This is a genomic window from Variovorax xiamenensis, from assembly GCF_050916385.1.
GTDB lineage: Bacteria > Pseudomonadota > Gammaproteobacteria > Burkholderiales > Burkholderiaceae_C > Variovorax.
The window spans coordinates 4883365-4903172 of sequence record NZ_CP139038.1; the positions used below are offsets into that span (position 1 = coordinate 4883365).

Sequence of the window (19808 nt, forward strand, 5' to 3'; positions counted from 1 at the left end):
GCAAGGGAGGCCGGCGGGTCAGCCGGCCTTTTCGTCTTCTTCCGGCCAGTCGCGGATGTAGGCCTTGAGCATCTTGTTCTCGAAGTTCTGGCTGTCCACCACGGCCTTGGCCACGTCGTAGAAGCTGATCACGCCCATCAGCATGCGCTTGTCCATCACGGGCATGTAGCGCGCGTGGCGCTCCAGCATGATGCGGCGGATCTCGTCGAGGTCGGTTTCCAGCGTGCAGGTGACGGGGGCGTCGTCCATGGCCTTGCGGACCTGCGTGGTGCCGACCTGGCCGCCGTTGGCGACGATGGTGACGATCACCTCGCGGAAGGTGAGCATGCCGACCAGGTCGCCGTGTTCCATGACCACCAGCGAACCGATGTCCTTTTCCGCCATCGTCTTGGCGGCTTCTGCCAGCAGGTCGTCTGGCGTGATGGTGAAGAGCGTATTGCCCTTGACGCGAAGGATGTCGCTGACTTTCATCGTGTGCTCCTCTCGAACTCGATCCCGGCTATCTGGGCGGGGGTTACGTTTTTGAATATAGCCCACAATCGACGCCGACCTGAGCGCCCCTGTCGCGCACGCATGAATTGCAGACGTAACGGGGCTTTGCCAGGAGACAACAGCTCAGACCCAGAAAGGCCCTCATGCCCGGATATTCCGACCCCGGTTTCGACACCCTCGCGCTGCACGCAGGCGCCGCGCCCGACCCCGCCACCGGCGCGCGGGCGGTGCCGATCCACCTGACCACCTCCTTCGTCTTCGAGTCGAGCGACCACGCCGCCGCCCTCTTCAACCTCGAGCGCGCCGGCCACGTGTACTCGCGCATCAGCAACCCGACCAACGCGGTGCTGGAGCAGCGCGTGTCGGCGCTCGAAGGCGGCATCGGCGCCATCGCCACCGCCAGCGGACAGGCGGCGCTGCACCTGTCGGTGGCCACGCTGATGGGCGCGGGCTCGCACATCGTGGCCAGCACGGCCCTGTACGGCGGCTCGCAGAACCTGCTGCACTACACGATGCGCCGCTTCGGCATCGAGACCACCTTCGTGAAGCCCGGCGACCTCGACGGCTGGCGCGCCGCGGTACGCCCCGAGACCAAGCTCTTCTTCGGCGAGACCGTGGGCAACCCCGGGCTCGACGTGCTCGACATCCCGGCCGTGGCCGACATCGCGCACGAGGCCGGCGTGCCGCTGCTGGTCGACTCCACGCTCACCTCGCCCTACCTGATCAAGCCCTTCGACTGGGGCGCCGACCTGGTCTACCACTCGGCCACCAAGTTCCTGTCGGGCCACGGCACCGTCATCGGCGGCGTGGTGGTCGACGGCGGCAGCTTCGACTGGGAGAAATCCGGCAAGTTCGCCGAGCTGACCCAGGCCTACGACGGCTTCCACAACATGGTCTTCAGCGAGGAAAGCACGGTGGGCGCCTTCCTGCTGCGCGCCCGCCGCGAGGGCCTGCGCGACTTCGGCGCCTCCATGAGCCCGCACACGGCATGGCTCATATTGCAGGGCATCGAGACGCTGCCGCTGCGCATGGAGCGCCACATCGACAGCACGCAGAAGGTGGTCGAGTTCCTCGCGAGCCACCCCTTCGTGTCTCGCGTGGGACACCCGCTGATCGAATCGCACCCGAGCCATGCGCTCGCGCAGAAGCTGCTGCGCCACGGCGCGCGCGGCGCCGGCGCAGTGTTCAGCTTCGACATCAAGGGCAGCCGCTCACAGGGCAAGGCCTTCATCGAGACACTGAAGATCTTCAGCCACCTGGCCAACGTGGGCGACTGCCGCAGCCTGGTGATCCACCCCGCGAGCACCACGCACTTCCGCATGACCGACGAGGCGCTGGCGGGCGCGGGCATCTCGCAGGGCACGATCCGCCTGTCCATCGGCCTCGAAGACCCGGCCGACCTGATCGACGACCTCAAGCGCGCCCTGAAGGCCGCGGAAAAGGCGGGTGCCTGACATGAACTACACAGTCAACGGCCACACCACCTACTGCTACACCGGCGGCAAGCCCTTCGACGCGGCCAAGCCCACGGTCGTCTTCGTCCACGGCGTGCTCAACGACCACAGCGTGTGGATCCTGCAGAGCCGCTGGTTCGCCAACCACGGCTGGAACGTGCTCGCGGTCGACCTGCCCGGCCACTGCAAGAGCGAGGGCCCGCCGCCGGCCAGCGTGGAAGACGCGGCGCAATTCGTCATCGCGCTGCTCGACGCGGCCGGCGTGCGCAAGGCCGCGCTGGTCGGCCACAGCTTCGGCTCGCTGATCGCGCTCGAAACGGCTTCGCGCGCCCCCGACCGCATCACGCACCTCGCGATGGTCGGCACGGCCTACCCGATGGTCGTGTCGCCCGCGCTGCTCGAAAGCTCGGTGAGCGACCCGCAGCGCGCCATCGCGATGGTCAACACCTTCTCGCACTCGCTGCTGGCGCCGCCGCCCTCCTCGCTCGGCCCGGGCACCTGGCTCTACGGCAGCTCGCGCGCGCTGATGCGCCGCGTGCTCGCGAGCAACCGCGAGGCGAACGTGTTCCACATCGGCTTCAAGGCCTGCAACGACTACGCCAACGGCGAAGCCGCCATGGAGAAGGTGCAGTGCCCGGTGCTCTTCCTGCTGGGCGACGCCGACCAGATGACGCCACCGCGCGCCACCAAGGCGCTCGTCGGCAAGGCGCGCAACGCCAAGGTGGTGACGGTGCACGCCGGCCACGCGCTGATGAGCGAGGCGCCCGACGCGGTGCTGTTCGCGCTGCGCGACTTCGTGACGGCCGCCTGAGCGCCTACTCCGCCGCGATGCCCGCCCGGTGGGCGAGCGCGCGGTAGCGCGAGATCTCGCCTTCCATCTGCGCGCGGAACGCCGCCGCGCCGATGGCCACCGGCTCCATGCCCTGCGTGCGCAGCTGCGCCTGCAGCGCCGGGTTGCCCATGGTCGCCACCACCGCGCGGGCGAGCTTGTCGATCACCGGAGCCGGCGTGCGTGCCGGCGCGGCGAAGCCGTACCAGGCATCGAAGGTGGCGTCGGGCAGGCCCTGCTCGGCCAGCGTGCGCACCTCGGGCAGCATGCTGGAACGCGTCGCGCCCACGATGCCGAGCGCGCGCAGCTTGCCCGCGCGCACGTGCGGCGCCACGGAAGCCACGGTGTCGATGCCGACCTCGATCTCGCCGCCGATCACCGCCATCGCCCCCTGGCTGCTGCCCTTGTACGGAATGTCCTGCAGCTGGATGCTCGCGGCCAGCGCGAACAGCTCGCCCGCCAGGTGCGGCCCCGAACCCGAGCCGAATGTGGCGTAGCGGATGCTCTTCGGCTTCGCCTTTGCCGCCGCGATGAGCTCGGGCAGCGACTGCCACGGCGTGCCCTTGCCCACCACCAGCACCAGCGGCGTACGCGCCACGATGGCGATGGGCGCGAGGTCGCGCACCGTGTCGTAGGGCAGCTTCGCGCGCAGGGCCGGGTTCACGCTGAAGCTGGTGGAGCCCGACAGCAGCAGCGTGTAGCCGTCGGGGGCGGCCTTGGCGACCGCGTCGGTGCCGATGATGGTGGAGGCACCGGGCTTGTTGTCGATCACGATAGGCTGGCCCAGGTGCTCCGACAGCGTCTGCCCCATCGCGCGCGCCACGAGGTCGGTGCCGCCGCCCGGCGGGAACGGCACGACCAGCCTGATCGGGCGGTCGGGCCAGGCACCCTGGGCGAAAGCGGGCGCATGGGCGCCCAGCACGGCGGAGGCAGAAAGCAGCAAGCCGAATCGGCGGCGGGAAATGGCGAGGCTCATGGTGCGTGTCAGGAAAGGGAGGAAACGGATTGCGGCAGACGTCCGGCAGCCCACGGCGCGAGGCCCGGCTCACCCAGGTCCCAGTAAAGGCCGGCCATGATCTGCAGGCCCTCGCGCGCCAGCGGCGCGAGCAGGTGCTCATTGGGTGCGTGCTGCGCGCAGGCGGGATACGAATGCGGCACCCACAGCGTAGGCAGCCCCAGCAGGTCGGCGAAGACGTCGTTGGGCAGCGAGCCGGCGAGGTTGGGCAGCAGGTCCAGGCGCTGGCCACTGCTCTGTTCGATGGACCGGCGCGCCCAGCCCACCCAGGGGTTCTCGACGTCGAGCCGCGTCGCGGCGCCGGTCAGCGTGACCTGCACCTCGACCTGCTCGAAACCATGCGCGTCGAGATGCCCGCGCACGATCTTCTCCAGGTCCTGCCACGGCGTGCCGACCACGAAGCGCAGCTGGCAATGCGCCACGGCCTCCGAGGGAATCGCGTTGACGGGCCGCTGCGGCGAGCCCGCGCCGAGCGCCAGCACCTCGATGGTGTTCCAGGCCACCAGCCGCTCGGCCGCGCTCAGGCCGGGCTCGCCCCAGCCCTCGTCGAGCTCGGGATCGTCCGCGCCGCCGCCGATGGCGATGCCGGCCAGCGCATCGCGCACAGCCTGCGTGACCGGTGGAGGCCGCAGGGCCTCGACGAGGATGCGCCCGCGCGCATCCACCAGCGAGGCCACCGCATGGCTGACGACCGTGCCCGGGTTGACCAGCACGCCGCCCCAGTTGCCCGAGTGATAGCCACGCGGCCGGGCGCGCAGCCGCAGGCTGAAGTTGACCGCGCCGCGCGAGCCGAGAAACAGCGTGGGCCGCGCCGCGCTCACGCGCGGGCCGTCGCTGGCGATGAACAGGTCGGCGCGCAGCTTGTCGCGCTGCTGCGCGCACACCGCGTGCAGGCCGGGCGAGGCAGCCTCCTCACCCATCTCGACGAGCCATGTCACGTTGTAGCCAAGCCGCCCGCCGCGCGCCTCCAGCACCGCCGCGAGGCCACCGATGTTGATGCTGTGCTGGCCCTTGTTGTCGGCCGTGCCGCGCCCGTACCAGCGCTCGCCGCGCACGGTCAGCGCCCAGGGGGCGAGGCCTTCCTGCCACTGCGCGTCCTGCCCGCTGACCACGTCGCCGTGGCCGTAGGTCATCACGGTGGGCAGGGACGGGTCTTCGATGCGGCGCGCGATGAGGAAGGGGCCGCCGCCGGGCACCGGGTTGGCGATCACCTCGCAGGCGAAGCCGAGCGCCGCGAGCGGCGGGATCATTTCCTCGCTCAGGTAGGCCTCCAGCGCGGGCGTGGCGGCACCGGTGTCGCTCTCGGTGCGGAAGGCGACGCGGCGCTGGAGGTCGGAGAAGAAGCCGCCTGCGTCGAAGTAGGCGGCTGCAGCGGCGAGGCTGTCCGTGCGTTGCATGAAGGGGTTCCTTGTCTTTCTGTCCGTCGGGAGAGCAAGTACAAGGCCTGCGGGCCGATGCTTCCAGCATCGTTTTGGCAAGCTACCATTGCCTTGAAGGCAATACTCCAGACGCTTCGCCCTCCGCCATGACGCTACCGCTCCTCAGCATCCCGATGCGGCACTTCCTCGAAGTGGCGCGCAGCGGCTCGGTCAACCAGGCTGCGGCCCGGCTGTTCGTAGCCTCGTCGGCGGTGAGCCGGCAGATTGCCAAGCTTGAGGACAGCCTGGGCACGCCTCTCTTCGAGCGACACGCGCGCGGCATGGCGCTCACCGCTGCCGGCGAGCGGCTGGCGGCGCACCTGCGCAATGCACAGCTCGACATCGAGCAAGTGGTGGAGCAGGTGCGCGACCTCGGCGGACAGAGCGCGCGACGCATCCGCATGGCCTGCACCGAAGGCTTCGCGGGGCACTTCATGCCGCTGGTGATGCGCAGCTTCGAGTCGACGAACCCGGGCTGCCAGCTCGAGCTGCACGTGGGCTCGCCCGATGGCGTGAGCGCGCTGCTGGCGCGCGGCGAGACCGACATCGCGCTCAAGTACGTGGTCGCGCCCGAGCCGGGCCTGAAGATCGAGCACTCGGCCACCGCGCCGGTGTATGCGGTGCTGCGGCCCGACCATCCGCTCGCGCGCCAGCGCGTGGTGTCGGTGGCCGACGCGGTGCGCTACCCGCTGGCCGTGGGCGACAAGGGCGTGACCGCGCGCCAGCTCTTCGACCAGGCCTGCAGCCTGCAGGGGCTGCAGTACCACGCGCTCTTCGTGAGCAACTTCTCGTCGGTGCTTCTACCGTTGCTGCGCACGCCCGACGTGATGCTGTCGGGCCTGCTCACGGTGATGCACCTGATCGACGCGGGCACGGTGGTGGCACGGCCTTTCGCGGAAGCGCCGCTGCAGCAGCGGCAACTGCAGGTGCTGGCGCTCGAAGGCCGCACGCTGCCGCCGCTGGCGCAGGACTTCGTGCGGCACCTGGTCACAGCGATCGCCAGCGCGGGCCGGCGCAAGCTGGGGCGCGCGCAGGCTTCCGGCGCAACGAAGAAAGAGATCAGCCCAGGGCGTTGATGTCCGCCGGATCGAGGATCGGCTTGGCCGCGCCGTTACGCGCCACGGCCAGCATCGCGCGGCCCACCTTCTCGGTGGTCGTCACCCGGTTCGGCCAGAGGCGGAAGGCCAGCCCGAGCACGGGCCTGAGCACGACGATGGCCGCGTCGTACAGCGGCGTCTTCGAGCGGATGCCGTGCAGCGGCTGGATCATGCCGGGGCGGAACATGTAGGCGGCCTTGAACGGCAGGCGCAGCAAAGCGTTCTCGGTGGCGCCTTTCACGCGCGCCCACATGCTGCTGCCGCGCTCGCTGCTGTCGGTGCCCGCGCCCGTCACGTAGGTGAAGGTCATGCCCGGGTTGAGCCGCGCGAGCACGGTGGCGGCGGCCAGCGTCAGGTCGTAGGTGATGCGCTTGTACTCGGGCTCCTTCATGCCCACCGACGACACGCCGAGGCAGAAGAAGCAGGCGTCGAAGCCCTGCAGCTGCGATTCGATGGCGCCGTAGTCGTACATGTCCTTGTGGACCAGGTCGCGCAGCTTCGGGTTCTGTTGCCCCGTGGGATTGCGGCCGACCGCGACGACGCTTTCCACGTCGGGCGCCAGCAGGCACTCGCGCAGCACGCCCTGCCCCACCATGCCGGTGGCGCCGAAGATCAGGACTTTCATGGGAGGGGCTCCGGTCAGACCGTGAAGACGGCGGGCTTCTTGTTCAGCACGGCCAGCAGCAGGTCGACGTCGAGGCTCGAGGGCTGCGGCGGTTGCAATGCAGAAAGCATGCGCGAGAGCGTTTCAGCGTGCGGCAGCAGTGGGCCCAGGAAGCGCGTGCCGTCGGCGCCCGCGACCAGGAGGGTCGGGAAGGTCTCCACGTCGAAGGCGTCAGCGATGTCGGCATGGTCCTCGATGTCGACCCAGGCGAAGCGGAACTGCGGGTGCGCGCGAGCCACTTCTTCGAGCAACGGCCGGTAGTCGCGGCAGGTGCCGCACCATTCGGCGCAAAGGCAGACGACCCACGGCGCATCGCTGCCGGCCGGATCGACGGATTCGGGGGTGCTGGGTAGGGCGCTCAAGGCTGATGCGTCAGTGGTGTGATCGGAAGGCCGGATGGTGCGGCCGGAAGGTCGTGGCTATTATGGACAAAGCCCCCATTCCACGAGATCCGGGGGATACAGGAGACCCTGGATGAACACCACGACTGCCTCGGGATCTGCCGTCGATCCGCGCCAATTCAAGAGCTTTGCGGAGTTCTATCCCTTCTACCTGACCGAGCACGCCAACATCACCTGCAGGCGGCTGCACTTCGCGGGCTCGACGATCTCGCTGCTGTGCCTGGTGGCGCTGGTGGCCACGCTCAACCCGCTGTGGCTGCTGGCCGGGCTGGTGGCCGGCTACGGCTTCGCCTGGGTCGGGCACTTCGGGTTCGAGAAGAACAAGCCGGCCTCGTTCAAGCGGCCGCTCTATTCCTTCATGGGCGACTGGGCGATGTACCGGGATATCTGGCTCGGCAGGGTAAAGATCTAGATCAGGAGCACGTCGCCAAGCCTCAGCGAGCGCAGCGGCCCCTTCTGCCACAGATCCTCAAGCGGCTCGGCCTGCGGCATCAGCAGTTCCTTCAGCAACGGCTCGATGGGCGTCGATGGGTCGGCGAGCAGCACGTAGCGCGGGTCCTCGTTGGCGGGCTCTTCCGCCAGCGGCGCGATCCAGTCGAGCGCCACCAGCGTCTCGAGCACCGGCGCGAGCTGCAGCGCATCGACGCGCATGCGCGTCACCAGTTCGGTCGCGCCCATGCCCTTGGCCGGCGTGGCCTGCGCACGAGCCAGGTGCTGCAGCGCCTCCATGGCCAGCTGCATGGGCCAGCCGGCCGTGCCGCCACGCCGCGCGACGCCCGTCAGCAGGCTGGGCAGGTAGGCCGCGATGACCGCGCCGAGCAGCACGATCACCCAGGCCACGTAGATCCACACCAGAAGAATAGGCACTGTGGCGAAGGCGCCGTACAGCACCGAGTAGGTCGGCACCAGGCTCAGGTAGTAGCCCAGCACGCGCTTGGCGATCTCGATGGCCGCCGCCACGAAGATGCCTCCGGCCCACGCATGCGACCAGCGCACGTTGGTGTTGGGCACGTAGTGGTAGAGCGACGCCATGCCGACCGCCAGCAATGCGAACTCGAAGGTGTCGAAGAACAGCTTCACCATGCCGCGCCCCACCACGTCGCTGGTGGCCGAGACCACGTACGAGGTGGTGGAAAGGCTCACCGCGAGGATGATCGGCCCCAGCGTGATGGCGGCCCAGTAGATCAGCACCCGCTGCGCGAACGGCCGCGGGGAGCGCACGCGCCAGATGTTATTGAGCGTCTTGTCGATGGTGAGGATCAGCGCGATGGCGGTGATCAGCAGCACGATCAGGCCCGCGATGCCCAGCCCGCTGGCCTTGCTCGCGAACTGGTTCAGGTAGCCCAGCACCTGTCGCGCGATGTTGTCGGGAATCAGGCTCTCGATGAGCCAGCGCTGCAGGCGGCCCTGCATCTTCGCGAACATAGGGAACACGGTGAAGAGGGCCAGCGCCACCGTGAAGAAGGGCACCATCGCGATGGTGGTAGTGAAGGTCAGGCTGCTGGCCGTGAGGCCGAGCCGGTCCTCGCGGAAGCGCTCGCCGAGCACCGCCGCAGTGTTGCGCCACGGAAAGCGCGAAAGATCCCTCCAGAGCTGCCGTCGATTCATGGCCGGTATCATGCCATCCGCCCTTTTCGCAGCGCCCGCCGCCTACCGTGTCCGACACCCCGCTTCCTCCATCTTCCGTTCGCGCCACCCGCTGGGCCGCCGTGGGCAGCCTCGTCGGACTCATCGTGCTGGGCCTGGCCTGGGAACTCTGGCTGGCGCCCTTGCGCCCGGGCGGCTCGCTGATGGCGCTGAAGGTGCTGCCGCTGGTCATTCCACTGGCGGGGCTCTGGAAGAACCGCATGTACACCTACCGCTGGGTCAGCCTGATGATCTGGCTCTATTTCACCGAGGGCGTGGTGCGCGCCTGGAGCGACACCAACGGCACGGGCCAGGTGCTCGCGCTGATCGAGGTGCTGCTGTGCCTCGTGCTCTTCGCCGCCTGCGCCTGGCACGTGCGGCTTCGCCTGCGCCACGCCAAGAACGCTGCCCGCCAACTGGAGGCTTCCGCCCAATGACCACTGCCGCTTCTGCTTCTTCCCTGATCGAACAACTGCGCGCCATCGTCGGCGCCTCGCATGTGCTCAACGAGGGCGACCTCACCGCCTACGAGCAGGACTGGCGCAAGCGCTCGCGCGGCAAGTCGCTGGCCGTGGTGCGGCCGGCCAACACGCAGCAGGTGGCCGACGTGGTCAAGGCCTGCGCCGCGGCAGGCACGGCGGTGATTCCGCAGGGCGGCAACACCGGCCTCGCGGTCGGCTCCATTCCGGACGACAGCGGTACGCAGGTGGTTCTGAGCCTGCAGCGGCTGAACGCGATCCGCACCATCGACGCCGCCAACCTCACGATGACGGTCGAAGCCGGCTGCATCCTGCAGACCCTGCAGGAAACCGCCGAGAAGCAGGGCTACCTGTTCCCGCTGAGCCTCGCGGCCGAGGGCAGCTGCACCATCGGCGGCAACCTGGCCACCAACGCGGGCGGCACGCAGGTCGTGCGCTACGGCAACACGCGCGAGCTGTGCCTGGGCCTCGAGGTGGTCACGCCGCAGGGCGAGATCTGGGAAGGCACCAGCGGCCTGCGCAAGGACAACACCGGCTACGACCTGCGCGACCTCTTTGTGGGCAGCGAGGGCACGCTGGGCATCATCACCGCCGCGACCATGAAGCTCTACCCGCTGCCCGCCGCGCAGCTCACGGCCTGGGCCGCGGTGCCTTCGCTCGACCATGCGGTGACGCTGCTGGGCCTCGCGCACAAGCACCTGGGCCCGGGGCTCACAGGCTTCGAGGTGATGGGCAAGTTCGCTCTCAGCCTGGTCGACAAGCACATGCCCCAGCTGCGCGTGCCCTTCATCGGCGACGATGCCGTCCCCTACTGCGTGCTGCTGGAGAACTCCGACAGCGAGTCTGAAGACCATGCCCGCGCGCGCTTCGAGGCGCTGCTCGAAACCGCCTTCGAGGACGGCTGCGTGACCGACGCCGTGGTGGCCGAGAACCTCACGCAGGCGCACCAGCTGTGGCACATCCGCGAAAGCATTCCGCTCGCACAGGCCGAGGAAGGCCTGAACATCAAGCACGACATCTCGATTCCCGTCTCGCGCATCCCGGCCTTCGTGCAGGAAACCGACGCGCTGCTGGCGCGCGAGATCGCCGGCGTGCGGCTGGTCAACTTCGGCCACCTGGGCGACGGCAACCTGCACTACAACGTTCAGGCGCCGGAGAACGTCGATACCAAGGCCTTCCTGAAGAACGAGGAAGAGCGCATCAACACGTTGGTGTACGACGCGGTGGAGAAGTTCGGCGGCTCGTTCTCCGCCGAGCATGGTGTGGGCTCGCTCAAGGTCGACAAGCTCGAAAAGCACAAATCGCCGGTGGCGCTGGAGATGATGCGGGCGATCAAGCGCGGGCTCGACCCCAAGAACATCCTGAACCCCGGACGCGTGATCCGGGTCTAGCCTGACCTGGCCTATCGGACGTGGAGCTTGACGGATGCGGCCCGCGCCGCGTCCGCCCTCTCCCTCTGCATGCTGGTCGCGGCCGGCAGTGCGTCGTCGCAGCGCGCGCAGTCCGACTTCATGCAACCCAGATGCACCGTGACCGGCCCACCGGCGCTCAGGCCATGCGCCTGCGCGGCGCGCATCAGGCCCCGGTGCAGCGCCTCGTCGATCACCTCCACGCTGGCATTGCAGCCGCCGCAGCTCAGCCGGACCGTGCCTTCCGTGGCCTGGGGCCGCCGCAGCCGGTGCACGGCGCGCACGCCGCCCAGGCTGCGCTCCCATTCGCGCTGGATCAGGTCGGCCTTCTCCAGCTCCTTGATCACGCGGTAGACGCTCGCCAGGCCAGTGGCTGTGCCGCGCGCGAGCATGCGCCGGAACACTTCCTCGCCGCCCAGCCACTCGGAGCCGCTCTCGGCCAGCGTCTGCAGCACGCAGAGTCGAATGACCGTGGGCCGTATGCCCATGCTGCGCAGCTGTACCGAGAAGCTCTCGCTCGCGGGCGCCGCCGCGTACTGCATTGCTGCTGAAACTGCCACCGGCTCGTCCGCTCCTGCCTTGTTGCGTGCTTGTTCGGCTGGCGTCCGCGATCAGGCAGCGAGGCCCTGCGCCGGCGTGGCCGTGACCTGCGCGACGCGCCCCGCCTTCATGTGCACGATGCGGTCGGCCACGTGGAAGTAGCGGTCGTCGTGCGAGATGACGACCAGCGAGTGCCCCTTGGCGCGCAGCTCGGGCAGCAGCTCGGTGTAGAAGAGATGGCGGAAGGCCGGGTCCTGGTCGGCGGCCCACTCGTCGAACACCAGCACCGGCCGGCCTTCGAGGTAGGCGTGCACCAGCGCGAGCCGCTTGCGCTGGCCCGTGGAAAGGTCGGTGGTGCTGAAGGCGCCGTCCTTCACCGAGACCTTGTGCGCGATCTCCAGCCGCTGCAGGTAGGGCAGCGCGGTCTCGGGCAAAGCCTGGTGGCCGCCCTCCTCGCCCGCGACCAGGTCCTCGAACAGGTAGAAGTCGGAGAACACAGTGGTGAACAGCTGGCGGTAGTCGTCGCGCGTCTCGGGCGTGACGGGCTTGCCGTCGAGCACGACCTCGCCCTGCTGCGGCGCGTACAGGCCCAGCAGCAGCTTGATGAGCGTGGTCTTGCCCGAGCCGTTGTCGCCGACGACGAAGACGATCTCGCTGCGGCCGATCTGGAGGTCGACCGGCCCCAGCACAAACGGCTCGCTGCCCTCGGGCGCGTCGAATGCGTAGCGCACGCCGCGCAGCTCGATGGCGTCGCGCAGCGGCGGCGAGGTGGGCGGCGAATCGAGATGCAGGTGCGGCTCCGGCGTGGCGAAGCGCGCCGACAGGTCGGCGATGCGTCCGAAAGCCACCTTGGCGCGGCCCAGGTGCGGCAGCGCGCCCACGATCTGGTCGATGGGCCCCTTTATGAACAGCAGCACCAGCACGAAGCCGCTGAGCACCACCGGGTCGGTCGTACGCCACGCGGCCCAGCCGAGGATCAGCGCGATCAGCAAAAAGAACAGCGCCGAGCCGAAGGAGGTGGCGAGCACGAAGGTGTTGATCGCGCGGTGGTTGATGTCGCGGATGGCGTCGACGGTCCGGGCGATCTGGCCCTCGTACACCCTGGCGCGGCGCGCGCGGTGCATGCGCAGCTCCTTGGCGCCCTCGCTGATGCCGCGGTAGGCCTTGTGCAGCAGTTCTTCCTTCTCGCGCGACTGGAAGAAGCCCGCGATGCCGCGCCCGTGCGCCCAGCTCTGGATGGCAACGCCGATCAGCATCGCCACCACCAGCAGGCCGAAGAGCGCCGGAGAGAGCCACGCGAGGTAGCCGAGGCAGCCCAGTGCGATGGCCAGCGAGATCATGGTGGCGGCCAGCATGAAGGCCACGTCGCTGATCATGTCCACGTCCTGCGTGAGAACGGGCATCAGGCGGTGCATGCGGTAGCGCTCCAGCGCATCGATGGGCGCCGCGAGGATCCGCATGGCCAGGTCTTTGCGCACCTGCGCCACCAGGCGCTGGCCCACGACGTTGTTCGACATGTCCGAGAGCGCGCGGCCCACCAGCGCCACCACGCACAGCGCGATGAAGGTCAGCAGCAGGCCGCCGGCCATGCCGCCGGGCCGGCTCAGCACTTCGTTGATGGTCGCCAGCAGCGACACGGTGGCGGCGCCGGCCGCGATGCCGGTGACGGCCGACAGCAGGATCCAGGGAGCGAAGGGTTTCAGCAGCTTCAGCAGATCGGTTGCCTTGGCGCTGGCGGGTTGGGTTTGCATGCCGGTATGACGCTGCGGCGGCCGGAATGTTTAGCGACCGGCTATTGCAGCGTCGGCTCCTGGCACGACTCGTCGCCGGGCGCGGACCCGACCATCGCCGCGCCGGCCAGCGCCCACAGGGTCAGGGCCTCGTCGAGCGCGCGCACATGCCGGGCATCGCGCCCCAGCCACACGACCAGCTTCTCCGCGCTCTGGAGCGACGGCGCGTCGTGCAGCTCGCGAAAGAGCCGCCAGGCCTCGCTGAAAGCCGGATCGGAAGGAACGTGGTGTCGGGAGTTCATCGCATCTGGAGGCATGGACTGCTGTGGATGCGTGGATAGACGCGACCCGCCGGCGGATGTTTAGCGCGTGTCATCTCCGCGTCGCAATTTCGTGAACTATTGCGCCGCACTAAACCTTCGGGCGGCTCATCCGTCTCCTGTTGGATGAGCACGACGACTTGCGCGGCCGCGCCCGGTCTTTTCTTTCGATGATTCCCCTGCTGGCGCCGATCTTCCGTGGCGAATGGGCGGCCTATGGCGAAACGCTGGCCTGCGCGCCGCAGCCGCCCGCGGGCGCCGTGCGGGTGGCCGAGCTGATCGCCAGGCCGGAGCTTCTTGGCTCGCTGCTGCAGCGGCACGCCCGCCACCGCCGCGTTCGCGGGTCCGACCTGCGCCCGGCAGCATCTGCATGGAGCATGCATTACCTCGATGCCTTGCTGCCCCCGGTGGCCGCCGCGGCCAGCCTGCTGCAGCACGAGTTTCCGATGGCGCCCTCGCAGGTGTGGATCAGCTTCGACGACGACGACAGCGCCGTGCCGCGGCGCTTTCACATCACGCACAAGGGCCATGCACGGCCGGGCACCGACACCGCCGTGCGCTACGCGGCGCTGCTGTTCGAGCATCTCGCCCCGCTCTTCGCGCAGCTGACCCGGCTGACGCGCATCGCGCCGAAGATCCTCTGGGGCAATGCCGCGCGCTACCTTCAGCCCGTGCTCGAGCAGGGCCTGCTGCTGAGCGGCCACGCGCCGTCCGTCGCGAAGGACCTGGACCACCTGCTGCACCAGCCGCGCTGGGGCTGCGCCGACAACCCGATGTTCACGATGCAGCGCAAGGTGGTGCGGATGCAGTCCGGCACGCCGGCTTCGGTCACGCTGCACCGGCAGTGCTGCCTCTACTACCTGCTGCCCGAGGAAGGCTACTGCGGCGTGTGCCCGCTGGCACCGGAGTTCCGCAAGGCGCGGGCGCCGGCCTAAACAAACAGCCGTGCCGCGCGTCTTTTGCGGATAAGCATCCATTCACGGATGCAACTGCGACTCCCATGCCACTGCATCCCGACCTAGAAGCTTTTCTCGAACTGGCCGCCATCGCCGAGGAGGATGGACGCCCGCCGATGTGCGACATGTCGCCCGCGCAGGCGCGCGCCAGCTACGACCAGTCGACACTGGCGCTGGACGGCGTCGGCCCCGATCTTCCCGTCGAGGACATCGTCTTTCCGGCACGCGACGGCGCATCGCTTCGCGCCCGGCTGTACCGGGGCGCTTCCACGTCCGCGCCGCTGCCTGCGCTGCTCTACTTTCACGGCGGCGGCTACGTTGTCGGCGGGCTGGACTCTCACGATGCGCTGTGCCGCGCGCTGGCGCAACGCGCGGCGTGCGCGGTGCTCGCGGTCGACTACCGCCTCGCGCCGGAGCACAAGTTCCCGACCGCCTTCCACGACGCCGAAGACGCCGCCCTGTGGCTCGCGGCACACGGCAGCGAGCATGGCCTGGACACCGCGCGCGTCGCCTTCGGCGGCGACAGCGTCGGCGGCACGCTGGCCACGACGCTGGCGCTCGCCGCGCGCGACGCCGGTCGCCCGCAGCCGCTGCTGCAGTTGCTGCTGTATCCCTGCACCAGCATCCGGCAGGACAGCGATTCGCACCGGCGCTACGCGAAGGGGCACCTGCTCGAGCAGCGCACGCTGCAATGGATGTTCGGCCACTACCTGCGCAGCGAGGACGACCGCCACGACTGGCGCTTCGCACCGCTCGCCGCGAAAGATCTCTCGGGCCTCGCGCCCGTGCACATCGTGCTGGCGGAGTACGACCCGCTGGTGGACGAAGGCAAGGCCTACGCCGCACGCCTGCAAGAGGCCGGCGTGCGTACGCACCTGGCCGTGCATGAAGGCATGGTCCACGACTTCGCGCGGCTGAGCCAGGTGGTGGAGGAAACGGACGCGCTGCGCTCCTCGCTCGCACGGGTGCTGGCCGAGGCTTTCCAGCGGCCGGCAGGGGCGACAGCACCGGCACCCTCGGCGATCGGCGCATGGGTGTTCCATGCGCACCCCGACGGCCATCCGCTCGAAGTGCGGCTCGACGCGACGAAGCTCACGGTCGGTCCGCAGGGCGGCAACGAGCGCGCCACCCGCTGGGCCTTGCGCGAGCAGGCCGGCACGTTGCGTCTGGAATGGCCGCAGGACGACGGCGCGGCGCTGGAGGAGACTCATCTGCTGGCGGCCATCGAAGCCGCCTTCGTTCGACATCCGGAGTGCAAGACGCTGGCCTTGCAGGTGCCGCAATCGAGCATCGCGCGCCTGGTGGACGGCGGCGCAGTCGGCCTTTCCAACGGCCAACTGCCGAACGTGTTGCGCGAAACCTTCTGGCAGTTGCCACGCGTGTGGCAGCGCAATCCGCGCGAGCCTTTTGCGCAGCGCCTCGTGATGAGCCAGGGCAAGCGCCATCCGCTGCGGCCGGCCAAGCCTGCGGGTACGGTCTACCAGCGCCACATTCCGTGGCTGTCGCAGACGCTGACGCTCGACACCGTGGACATCGAGCGCGACCTTCCCGCCTTCAACCGCTGGATGAACGACCCTGTGGTCGCGCACTTCTGGGAGGAACAGGGCGACCTCGCGAAGCACCGTGCGTATCTCGACGCCATTGCGGCCGATCCGCGCGTGACGGGGCTGATCGGCCGGCTCGACGGCGAGGCCTTCGGCTACTTCGAGGTGTACTGGGCCAAGGAAGACCGCATCGCGCCCTTCTACGACGCGGGCGACCATGACCGAGGCTGGCACGCGCTGATCGGCGAGGCGCGCTTTCGCGGCAAGCCGTTTCTCACGGCATGGATGCCGTCGGTTTCGCACTACCTCTTTCTCGACGACTGCCGCACGCAGCGCATCGTGATCGAGCCGCGCGCGGACAACCACAAGATGATCAAGAGCCTGGGCCGCTGCGGCTATGCGCACGTGAAGGAGTTCGACTTTCCGCACAAGCGGGCCATGCTGGGCATGCTGCTGCGCGAACGCTTCTTCGGCGAGGCTCTCTGGATTCCCCGAGGGGAGTCCCCCATTTCGCCAACTTCGGCCGAGCGCGCCGAACTTCCCACCGAGGACACCTCATATGCAAATCCATGACCTGATCGGCGTCGGCTTCGGCCCGTCCAACATCGCCCTGGCGATCGCCCTCGACGAGAAGCGCCACCACGGCCAGTTCGTGGACGCGCTGTTCATCGAGAAGCAGCCGGGCTTCGTCTGGCACAAGAACATGCTGCTGGACAACGCGCACATGCAGATCTCCTTCATCAAGGACCTGGCGACGCTGCGCAATCCGGCGAGCCGCTTCACCTTCCTGAACTACCTGCACGAGAAGCAGCGCCTGCAGGACTTCGTCAACCTCAAGACCTTCTTCCCGAGCCGCCACGAGTTCAACGACTACCTGGGCTGGGCCGCGGCGCAGTTCGAGGACCGCTGCGCGTACGGGGAGGCCGTGTTCGAGGTGGTGCCGGAGATGCGCGGCACCGAGGTGCAGATGCTGCGCGTGCGCTCGCGCGAAGCCGACGGCACGGTGCGCGAGCGGCTGGCGCGCAACCTGGTGGTGAGCGTGGGCGGCGTGCCGAACATTCCTGCGCGCTTCCAGCCCTTCAGGGACGATGTGCGCGTGTTCCATTCGAGCAGCTACCTGGAGGCGATAGCGAAGCACCCCGACGCGAAGCGCATCGCCATCGTCGGCGCGGGCCAGAGCGCGGCGGAGATCTTCATGGACCTGCAGAGCCACCCGAACAAGCCGGGGGTCGACCTGATCATGCGGGCGCGTTCGATCAAGCCTTCGGACGACAGCCCCTTCGTCAACGAGATCTTCAACGCCGACTTCACCGACTTCGTGTTCAACCGCTCCGGGCCCGAGCGCGCCGAACTGCTGGAGGAGTTCTGGCACACCAACTACGCGGCGCCCGACCTGGAACTGATCCAGCAGATCTTCAACGTGTTCTACCGCCAGCGCGTGGCGGGCGTGGCGCGCCACAGCTTCCTGCGCCGCCACGAGGTGACGGCGGTGCGCGCTGGCGCGGACGGCATCCACCTGTCGCTGCACGATCTCAACAGCGGGCAGCGCGGCAACCAGGCCTACGACGTGGTGATCCTGGCCACGGGCTACGGTCGCGATGCGCACAGGACGCTGCTCGATCCGCTCGCGCCGTATCTGGGCGACTTCGCCGTCGACCGGCACTACAGGCTGCAGGGCTCGCCTGAGCTCAAGCCGGGCATCTTCCTGCAGGGTGCGTGCGAGACGAGCCACGGGCTGAGCGACACGCTGCTGTCGGTCACGGCGATCCGATCCGACGAGATCGGCCAGGCGCTGCTGAATGCGAATCCGCGTTCGGTGCAGCAGGCACCCGCCGCGGAACGCGCGCCGCGCGCGACCGCGGTGCTCTGACACTGGAAAGACGCAGCTCGGTGATACACTTAATAAGAATAGTTCTTATTAACCCCATCCCCCGGGGTCACCGAAACGCAGAGCCATCGTCGCCATTTCGTTGCCTCCGGAAGGAGGCTGCGATCTCGCGGGCATGACCGGCGGCCGGTTTCCGGGGCCCATCGTCGATGCTTGCGAGAAGGCTGCCGGATGCGTGACCTCGTCCAGGAACTTGTAGCTCACTATGCGGACTTGCGCCGACAGCTCACTCGCGACCTGAGGGACCCTCACTACGCGGCGGACATCGCACAGTCGAGCTTCGAGCGGGTGTACGCGCAGGCCACGAAGTCGCCCGGCGCCGCCCGCATCGACCTGGCGTCCGATGACCCGAAGGACAACGGCGGCGGCATCGAATCGCCCCGCGCACTGCTCTTTCGCGTGGCGCGCAACCTCTGCATCGACGAGGCGCGCCGCCGCAAGGTGGCGCAGGAATGGGTCGGCTCGCACGCCACCATCGGCTCCAGCCTTGTGGCGCCTTCCAGCGAATTCGTCCTGGCGCAGCAGCGCGTGCTGGCGCGGGTGGTCGAGACCATGGAAAAGCTTCCGCCCCGCCGGCGCGAAGTGTTCCTGTTGTTCCGCGCCTACGGACACACGCGCGCCGAGATCGCGCAGCAGCTCGACATCACCGAGATGGCCGTGGCCAAGCACCTGCTGCGCGCCACCATCGACTGCTCGCGGGTGTTCGCCGAGCTGCGCGCCGAGCTGATCGAGCCGCCGCACGTGCAAGGTCACGCGGGCTTCGACGCCGCGCTGGCCGAAGACTTCTCGTGAACGGCGGCATGGCGATGGGCGCACCGCGCGAACGGCTGATCGAGCGCGCGCTCGCGCTGATCGTCGAGGGCGAGATCGCCGCGCCGGCCGAGGCCGCGCAGCGCGCCCGCATCGCCCTGAACCAGTGGCGCAACAGATCGCCAGAGCACGCCGCGGCACTCCTCGAGGCACGCCACCGCTGGGACATGCTCGGCGGCATGGCCGACGACCTGCGCGCGCACTTCGACACGCCAACGGCCGGCATGGCGGCAGCCGCGGCGGCCACGTCCGCCCGCTCGCCCCAGCGCCGCAAGCTGCTGCTGTCGATCGCGGGGCTGGTCGGCGGCGGCCTCGTCGCGGGCCGCGGCGTGCAGTGGTACTGGCAACAGCCCGTCTTTCGCTCCGCCTACAGCACCCGCACCGCGCAAATGCTGAAGGTGACGCTGCCCGACGGCGCGGGAGACGCATCGGGCAGCCATATCGACATCGCGCCGCAGAGCGCCATCGAGGTCACGCTGTACCGCAGGCACCGCGTGGTCGACATGGCGCGCGGCGAAGTGCGCTTCGAAGTGGCGCACGACGCGCAACGCCCCTTCCGGGTGCACACGCGCGGCGCGGTCATCGAGGTGGTCGGCACCGTCTTCACCGTGCGCGACCGCGGCGGGCCGATCACCGTGGGGGTCGAGCAAGGGCACGTTCGCGTGCAGGTGCGCGCCCGCCAGAACGCGGAAGGCTCAACGCCTCCAGCGGAGGTCGTCGACCTGCGCGCCGGCGAGCTCGTGGAGGTGCAGGACGGCCATGCCGACGCCGTGCGGCAGTCCGACACCCGCGCCCTGTCGGCCTGGCGCGACGGCTGGCTGGTGTTCGACAACACGCCGCTGAGCGAAGCCCTGGCGGCGGTCAACAGCTACCGGGCCCGCCCCATCGTCAGCGCCGACGCGCGCATCGACGCCCTGCGCCTGTCCGGCCGCTTCCGCACCAGCGACTCCGTCGGCCTGGTGGAAGTGCTGCCGACGATCCTCCCGGTAACCACCGACACCCGTCCCGACGGCAGCGTGGAACTGCGCAAGCGCTGAAAAAAGAGGCAGTACAAGCGTCGCGGCATGCCTTGGCCGAAACAGGGTGTCTCTGTTTGGCGAGTTCAAACGTCTTACTTTGAGAAGCGCCAGGGCTGC

19 protein-coding genes and 2 pseudogenes are annotated in these 19808 nt (G+C 68.9%); 12 read left to right on the plus strand and 9 right to left on the minus strand.

Going from position 1 to position 19808, the window contains the following annotated elements; all coding sequences use genetic code 11:
• Positions 1 to 18: 18 nt before the first annotated feature.
• Complete coding sequence (locus SFB74_RS22365; protein ID WP_093209578.1) at positions 19 to 471, minus strand: CBS domain-containing protein; 453 nt, start codon at positions 469 to 471, stop codon at positions 19 to 21.
• A 164-nt stretch (positions 472 to 635) separates the two neighbouring features.
• Between SFB74_RS22365 and SFB74_RS22370 the strand changes: the two genes are divergently transcribed.
• Together SFB74_RS22370 and SFB74_RS22375 are read left to right on the plus strand one after the other, a co-directional pair.
• Entirely contained in the window at positions 636 to 1946 is a 1311-nt protein-coding gene (locus SFB74_RS22370) for an O-acetylhomoserine aminocarboxypropyltransferase (RefSeq protein ID WP_432726478.1), read from the plus strand.
• 1 nt (position 1947) lies between these two features.
• Positions 1948 to 2757, plus strand: a complete 810-nt coding sequence (locus tag SFB74_RS22375; protein WP_432726480.1) for an alpha/beta fold hydrolase — start codon at positions 1948 to 1950, stop codon at positions 2755 to 2757.
• 4 nt (positions 2758 to 2761) lie between these two features.
• Here the strand turns inward: SFB74_RS22375 and SFB74_RS22380 are convergent, their stop codons facing one another.
• Positions 2762 to 3751 (minus strand): Bug family tripartite tricarboxylate transporter substrate binding protein, encoded by a 990-nt coding sequence (locus SFB74_RS22380; RefSeq protein ID WP_432726481.1) that lies wholly within the window; start codon positions 3749 to 3751, stop codon positions 2762 to 2764.
• A gap of 8 nt (positions 3752 to 3759) precedes the next feature.
• On the minus strand, positions 3760 to 5187 hold the full coding sequence (locus SFB74_RS22385) for a M20 family metallopeptidase (protein WP_432726482.1): 1428 nt from the start codon (positions 5185 to 5187) through the stop codon (positions 3760 to 3762).
• A 128-nt stretch (positions 5188 to 5315) separates the two neighbouring features.
• Between SFB74_RS22385 and SFB74_RS22390 the strand changes: the two genes are divergently transcribed.
• Positions 5316 to 6284: a LysR family transcriptional regulator gene (locus SFB74_RS22390; RefSeq protein WP_432726483.1), complete on the plus strand. Its 969-nt coding sequence runs from the start codon at positions 5316 to 5318 to the stop codon at positions 6282 to 6284.
• On the opposite strand, the gene SFB74_RS22395 is transcribed toward SFB74_RS22390, so the two are convergent.
• On the minus strand, positions 6268 to 6930 hold the full coding sequence (locus SFB74_RS22395; protein WP_432726484.1) for an NmrA family NAD(P)-binding protein: 663 nt from the start codon (positions 6928 to 6930) through the stop codon (positions 6268 to 6270). The two genes, SFB74_RS22390 and SFB74_RS22395, sit on opposite strands and share 17 nt — an antisense overlap.
• 14 nt (positions 6931 to 6944) lie before the next feature.
• Positions 6945 to 7331: a thioredoxin family protein gene (locus SFB74_RS22400; RefSeq protein WP_432726485.1), complete on the minus strand. Its 387-nt coding sequence runs from the start codon at positions 7329 to 7331 to the stop codon at positions 6945 to 6947.
• A 112-nt stretch (positions 7332 to 7443) separates the two neighbouring features.
• Here SFB74_RS22400 and SFB74_RS22405 point away from each other — a divergent pair, with 112 nt between their 5' ends.
• The gene (locus tag SFB74_RS22405) at positions 7444 to 7782 is read left to right on the plus strand and encodes an Mpo1-like protein (protein WP_432726486.1); all 339 of its coding nucleotides are present in this window, start codon (positions 7444 to 7446) and stop codon (positions 7780 to 7782) included.
• Here the strand turns inward: SFB74_RS22405 and SFB74_RS22410 are convergent.
• Positions 7779 to 8990: a YihY family inner membrane protein gene (locus tag SFB74_RS22410; protein WP_432726487.1), complete on the minus strand. Its 1212-nt coding sequence runs from the start codon at positions 8988 to 8990 to the stop codon at positions 7779 to 7781. The two genes, SFB74_RS22405 and SFB74_RS22410, sit on opposite strands and share 4 nt — an antisense overlap.
• Before the next feature lie 35 nt (positions 8991 to 9025).
• Between SFB74_RS22410 and SFB74_RS22415 the strand changes: the two genes are divergently transcribed.
• Together SFB74_RS22415 and SFB74_RS22420 are read left to right on the plus strand one after the other, a co-directional pair.
• Entirely contained in the window at positions 9026 to 9433 is a 408-nt protein-coding gene (locus SFB74_RS22415) for a DUF2069 domain-containing protein (RefSeq protein ID WP_432726488.1), read from the plus strand.
• A complete protein-coding gene (locus tag SFB74_RS22420; RefSeq protein WP_432726489.1) occupies positions 9430 to 10866 on the plus strand; it encodes an FAD-binding oxidoreductase in 1437 nt (478 codons plus the stop codon). Before SFB74_RS22415 ends, SFB74_RS22420 begins: the two co-directional genes overlap by 4 nt.
• Before the next feature lie 11 nt (positions 10867 to 10877).
• Here SFB74_RS22420 and SFB74_RS22425 read toward each other — a convergent pair whose 3' ends face one another.
• From SFB74_RS22425 to SFB74_RS22435, 3 genes are read right to left on the minus strand one after another with little or no spacing between them, the layout of a single operon-like run.
• Positions 10878 to 11444: a Fur family transcriptional regulator gene (locus SFB74_RS22425; protein WP_432726490.1), complete on the minus strand. Its 567-nt coding sequence runs from the start codon at positions 11442 to 11444 to the stop codon at positions 10878 to 10880.
• 51 nt (positions 11445 to 11495) lie between these two features.
• Positions 11496 to 13175, minus strand: a complete 1680-nt coding sequence (locus tag SFB74_RS22430) for a cyclic peptide export ABC transporter (protein WP_432726492.1) — start codon at positions 13173 to 13175, stop codon at positions 11496 to 11498.
• Between the two features lie 41 nt (positions 13176 to 13216).
• A complete protein-coding gene (locus SFB74_RS22435; protein WP_432726493.1) occupies positions 13217 to 13456 on the minus strand; it encodes a hypothetical protein in 240 nt (79 codons plus the stop codon).
• A gap of 188 nt (positions 13457 to 13644) precedes the next feature.
• On the opposite strand from SFB74_RS22435, the gene fhuF reads away from it, so the two are divergent.
• From fhuF to SFB74_RS22465, 6 genes and pseudogenes are all read left to right on the plus strand, one after another.
• Entirely contained in the window at positions 13645 to 14409 is a 765-nt protein-coding gene (fhuF, locus tag SFB74_RS22440) for a siderophore-iron reductase FhuF (RefSeq protein WP_432726494.1), read from the plus strand.
• 65 nt (positions 14410 to 14474) lie between these two features.
• A pseudogene (locus tag SFB74_RS22445) lies at positions 14475 to 15416 on the plus strand (alpha/beta hydrolase); the annotation flags it as partial.
• Positions 15417 to 16001: 585 nt separating this feature from the next.
• A pseudogene (locus tag SFB74_RS22450) lies at positions 16002 to 16547 on the plus strand (GNAT family N-acetyltransferase); the annotation flags it as partial.
• Positions 16534 to 17844 (plus strand): lysine N(6)-hydroxylase/L-ornithine N(5)-oxygenase family protein, encoded by a 1311-nt coding sequence (locus SFB74_RS22455; protein ID WP_432726495.1) that lies wholly within the window; start codon positions 16534 to 16536, stop codon positions 17842 to 17844. The pseudogene SFB74_RS22450 and the gene SFB74_RS22455, both read left to right, overlap by 14 nt.
• A gap of 189 nt (positions 17845 to 18033) precedes the next feature.
• Positions 18034 to 18654 carry an RNA polymerase sigma factor gene (locus SFB74_RS22460; RefSeq protein ID WP_432726496.1) on the plus strand — a complete coding sequence of 207 codons (621 nt, stop codon included), beginning with the start codon at positions 18034 to 18036 and terminating at the stop codon, positions 18652 to 18654.
• Positions 18651 to 19709 carry a FecR family protein gene (locus tag SFB74_RS22465; RefSeq protein WP_432726497.1) on the plus strand — a complete coding sequence of 353 codons (1059 nt, stop codon included), beginning with the start codon at positions 18651 to 18653 and terminating at the stop codon, positions 19707 to 19709. Before SFB74_RS22460 ends, SFB74_RS22465 begins: the two co-directional genes overlap by 4 nt.
• Positions 19710 to 19808 lie beyond the last annotated feature (99 nt).